Origin of the sequence: uncultured Campylobacter sp. (genome assembly GCF_938045405.1) — a bacterium.
Classification (GTDB): Bacteria; Campylobacterota; Campylobacteria; order Campylobacterales; family Campylobacteraceae; genus Campylobacter_B.
The window spans coordinates 1-4001 of record NZ_CALIMW010000078.1; the positions used below are offsets into that span (position 1 = coordinate 1).

General features: G+C 47.7%; 5 protein-coding genes. All 5 read right to left on the reverse strand.

The window, feature by feature from the left end; translation table 11 throughout:
• Window positions 1-319: 319 nt before the first annotated feature.
• Window positions 320-1336, reverse strand: a complete 1017-nt coding sequence (gene ruvB, locus Q0140_RS03040; protein WP_297961718.1) for a Holliday junction branch migration DNA helicase RuvB — start codon at window positions 1334-1336, stop codon at window positions 320-322.
• A gap of 984 nt (window positions 1337-2320) precedes the next feature.
• On the reverse strand, window positions 2321-2998 hold the full coding sequence (locus Q0140_RS03045) for a hypothetical protein (protein WP_297961721.1): 678 nt from the start codon (window positions 2996-2998) through the stop codon (window positions 2321-2323).
• A 241-nt stretch (window positions 2999-3239) separates the two neighbouring features.
• On the reverse strand, window positions 3240-3506 hold the full coding sequence (locus Q0140_RS03050; protein ID WP_297961724.1) for a type II toxin-antitoxin system VapC family toxin: 267 nt from the start codon (window positions 3504-3506) through the stop codon (window positions 3240-3242).
• On the reverse strand, window positions 3503-3769 hold the full coding sequence (locus Q0140_RS03055; RefSeq protein ID WP_297961727.1) for a hypothetical protein: 267 nt from the start codon (window positions 3767-3769) through the stop codon (window positions 3503-3505). The genes Q0140_RS03050 and Q0140_RS03055 overlap by 4 nt, the downstream gene beginning before the upstream one ends.
• Before the next feature lie 64 nt (window positions 3770-3833).
• Window positions 3834-4001, reverse strand: a 168-nt coding sequence (locus Q0140_RS03060) for a 3-methyl-2-oxobutanoate hydroxymethyltransferase (protein ID WP_297961730.1), incomplete at its 5' end; no start/stop codon positions are given.

The window sequence follows — 4001 nt, forward strand, 5'->3', positions numbered from 1 at the left end:
GCTTGCGGCGTTGTCTTTTGGCGTCGGCAAATTTTATCCTTTTGAAATTTGATGAGCTATTTTATAAATTTTTTTATCAGATTTCGATTAAATTTTGAAATTTCATAGAATTTACGAGCAGCGTTCTCGCACATACAGCGCGCGACGACGCAACGGGTGTGTTTATTAAAATTTCGAAGTAAAATTTAAAAGACTAAAGGCGGCGGGCTGACACAAAGTGTACGCCCAAGCACCCGCCTAGCAATAACCCATAGGCGGCGCGCGACGTAAACACACCGCAAGAGACCCGCAAAGCCCGATTAAATTTTAAACCCGCAGATCACTCCTCAAACAGATTTCTCTCCGCGGCCTTTAGCACGCGACCGAGCGCCTCGCGCGCCTTATCGGTTGCGATGCGGCCTTTGGCGGTCTTTTCGATGTAGCCGTTAGCGAGCAGATAGGGCTCGATGACGTCCTCGATCGTGCCCTCATCCTCGCTAAGCGCCGCCGCGATCGTGCTAAGCCCCAAGGCACGGCGCTTGGCGTCAAATAAAATTTCCAAATATTTTATATCCATCTCGTCAAAGCCCTGCTCGTCCACGCCCAGCGCCTCAAGCCCTTCGCGTGCTCGATCGTGCGAGATAGCGCCCTCGTCGCGCACCTCGGCAAAATCGCGTATGCGGCGCAGCAACCTCAGCGCAATACGCGGAGTACCGCGGGAGCGACGCGCGATCTCGGCGCTGGCGTCGGCTGCGCTCTCCTTCCCGAGTTTAACAGAAGCGATCTGCACTATCCGCGCAAGCTCGGCGTGCGTGTAAAACTGCAAGCGAAACTGCATGCCGAAGCGATCCCGCAGCGGCGCGGAGATCATGCCCGCTCGCGTCGTGGCGCCGATGAGCGTAAAGTGCGGAATGTCGATCTTGATAGTCTGCGCGGCGGGGCCCGAGCCGATGATGATGTCGAGGCGGAAGTCCTCCATCGCCGAATACAGCACCTCCTCGATCGCGGGGCTTAGGCGGTGGATCTCGTCAATGAAAAGCACGTCGCCGCTTTGCAGGTTCGTTAAAATCGCCGCCAGATCGCCCGCCTTTTCGATCATCGGCGCGGCGGTGACCTTGATAGCGGCGCCCATCTGAGCGGCGATGATGTGTGCCAGCGTGGTTTTGCCGAGCCCGGGCGGCCCGTAGAAAAGCACGTGATCGAGCACGTCGGCGCGCTTTTTCGCCGCGGCGATCGCGATAGCGAGGTTTGATTTGATCTTCTCTTGCCCCACGTAATCCTCGAAGCTCGACGGGCGCAGCGAGCTCTCCACGCTCTCATCGAGCTGCATCTTTTCGATCTCTACAATTCTGTCCATAATCTCTCTTTAATCGTTTTTAAAATTTTAGCAAGTGTAGCGAAAAATGGCTAAATTTTGACAATTTTAAAGGGACGGATCTTTGCGGGCGGAATAAAATTTGCCGCGCAGAATTTTACGGTACGCGTTTAGGGCTGGGGCTAAAAAGCAGAGCACCCGTCGCAAAAGACTGCGAAATTTTAGCGCGACGTTTTAAGGCTATGCTCATGCCGCTACGCCCGCTATGCCTTAAGTGTGAAATTTTGTCGTAGTGGCTCCCAAACAGCGCGCGGGTCGCTAACTGCGCTAAATTTTACGGCGCGGAATTTAGCGCGTAGAATTTTGATCTCGCAGAATTTAAGACCTTGGCGTTCGCGAGTGCGATTACGGAGCGGCGGTGCGAAATTTTGCGGTGAATTTATGAAGTAAAATTTAGCCGTTTGAAAAATACGCGCAGGATTTTGCGACGTGAAATTTGGCACTGGAATTTTAAGATATTAAATTCGGTGCCTGGAATTTTGCAGCGAAATTTTACCTCATAGAATTTTAATGCGGATTTTGTTTTTGCGGCAGCGAGAGTTAAAATCTGCGCTTCAAGCTTCGCGGTACGCAGCTAGCCAGAATTCCATCTCGTATAGTCAGTTAAAATTTCGCAAGAAATTCTGCGTAGAATTTTATGCAGAATTCTGCTTTACGCGCTTGCGTGGCTAGGTAAAATTTCGCGCGGAGTTTGTATCTCGCAGTCGCGCAGAACTCGGAGCAGAAAGCCTTGGGCTTAAAATTTTACGTCGAGCTTAGCGAGAGCTTACGCGACTATTTAGCGGCGGACGTGCAATTAAGTTCGCTCCCGCGGCAGAATTTAACGACAAACCGCACGATTAAATTTTGTTTGCGCGATGGAATTTAGCGTCAAACGTACGGTTAAATTTAGCCGCGCAATCTCACGACGCCTTATCGATCGCGCCATAAATTAAGGCGCCAAATTTTTCTTGCGCGAGCCTAGTTCTACAAATCGTGCTTTTCGATCAAAAAGTTCTTATTATCGTCGTCGCCACTACAGAACGCTCTATATGAGCCAGACATTGTGTTTTCGAATAAAAACACTACGCCGTCGCTTTGAAATTTTTTCGAGCAGCCCTTGGCATATAGCTCGGCGAGTTTCGGACTATCCAGGACATAAAACTGATAGCTATCGGTGAAGTGCTCCACGTATCGGTAGGTGATCTCCGCCCAAGGCACCCCGCTATCGCCGCTTCTATTTAGCACGATGGTTCTAGCGTTTATCGCCGCGAGCTTTGATTTTAGCTCTGCAAACGTCTTTTTGTCCCAGCCGATGAGCTTTAGCCCATCGCCGATACTCGGCGCATTATCTCTGAAAATGGAATTTGAATAAAATTTCGTCTCATTGCCGTCCAAATCGATCCAAATATACTCATCAACATAGGTGCTCTGGATCGTAACGCGCAAATTTTTGGGGAAGTTGCGACCTGCAAAAGCTAACAGGTCTAGAAATTTCTCGCGATTTTGCTCGTAATTTTGTATTAACGGGGCTTTATCCAGCTCCATATCATCTTTATCAAAGAAAGAATTAAACGCAAAAAATACCGCCAAAATCGGCAGTACCTTTACACAAAAGAGCAAACCCAGAACTGCGGCTATGAAGGTTTTTAAAGCTTTAGCCAAATTTTCTCCTTAAATTTTATAAGCCGTTTAGGCGTGACGATTAATTTGCGACGAGAGCAAAATTTAAACGCCCGCCGTGCAGCGTAAATTTTAAAATTTCAAATTTACGTCCAATTTTCTATTTTAAGTCCGCTTATATTTTTGAAATCTTTTTCGTTATTCGTAACGAGCGTGCAGCCGCGCGATAGGGCATTCGCAGCGATCAACATATCCATGTCGCCTATTTTGCGATTAACAGCCGTTAGTTCGCGGCGCACACACCATATACCTGAGCATCGCGCATGCCAAATGGTAAAATGTTAAAATTTGAGATAAACTCGTCTATTAGCCGTAAATTTAACTCTTTGCGCTTGGAATTTTCCGCACCAAATCTCAGCTCGGCAACGGTAATAAGCGAGATAAAAATATCCGATCTTTGGTGTTTTGTCAGACGATCGAGTATTTTAGGAGCGTATTTTTCGTCATTATTTATCAAATATATACAAATATTCGTATCTAAAACGATCATTTATCAAATCCAAACTCGCGCTCGCTCGGGATCTGTTTGCCGCGCTTGATCTCAGCGTCTTTAAATTTTGCCAGCGTCGCAAGCAATCCATCCCACTCGCCGCTACGTTTGGGGATGCTAAGCGTTATTTCGGTATCACTAAGCTCTTTTATCACAAGCTCCTTAACGCCCTCCAAATTTGGATATTTCGGGATACGAAGCGCTAAGGAGTTGCCGCTTTTAAATACTTTTAAAGTTTTATCGTTAGCTGCTTTGACTTTCATCTATGCTCCTTTTATTTATTGGTTTTAGAATATATAAATTTTTAAAATTTAGCCCAAAATCCCGTTATTGCTTATATTCAAACTCCTCGCTCGGAAAGCTCCCCTCTTTGACTTCGCGCGCGTATTCGCGCACCGCGCCTTTTACCAGCGCAGCGCCGTCTAAATAGCGCTTAACGAATTTCGGCCGAAACTCCGTGAAAAATCCACACATATCGCTCCACACGAGCACCTG

What these genes read in the sequence shown, in the direction of transcription:
- ruvB (WP_297961718.1), bottom strand. Translation starts at nt 1,336, where the DNA reads ATGGACAGAATTGTAGAGATCGAAAAGATGCAGCTCGATGAGAGCGTG.
- Q0140_RS03050 (WP_297961724.1), bottom strand. Translation starts at nt 3,506, where the DNA reads ATGATCGTTTTAGATACGAATATTTGTATATATTTGATAAATAATGAC.
- Q0140_RS03055 (WP_297961727.1), bottom strand. Translation starts at nt 3,769, where the DNA reads ATGAAAGTCAAAGCAGCTAACGATAAAACTTTAAAAGTATTTAAAAGC.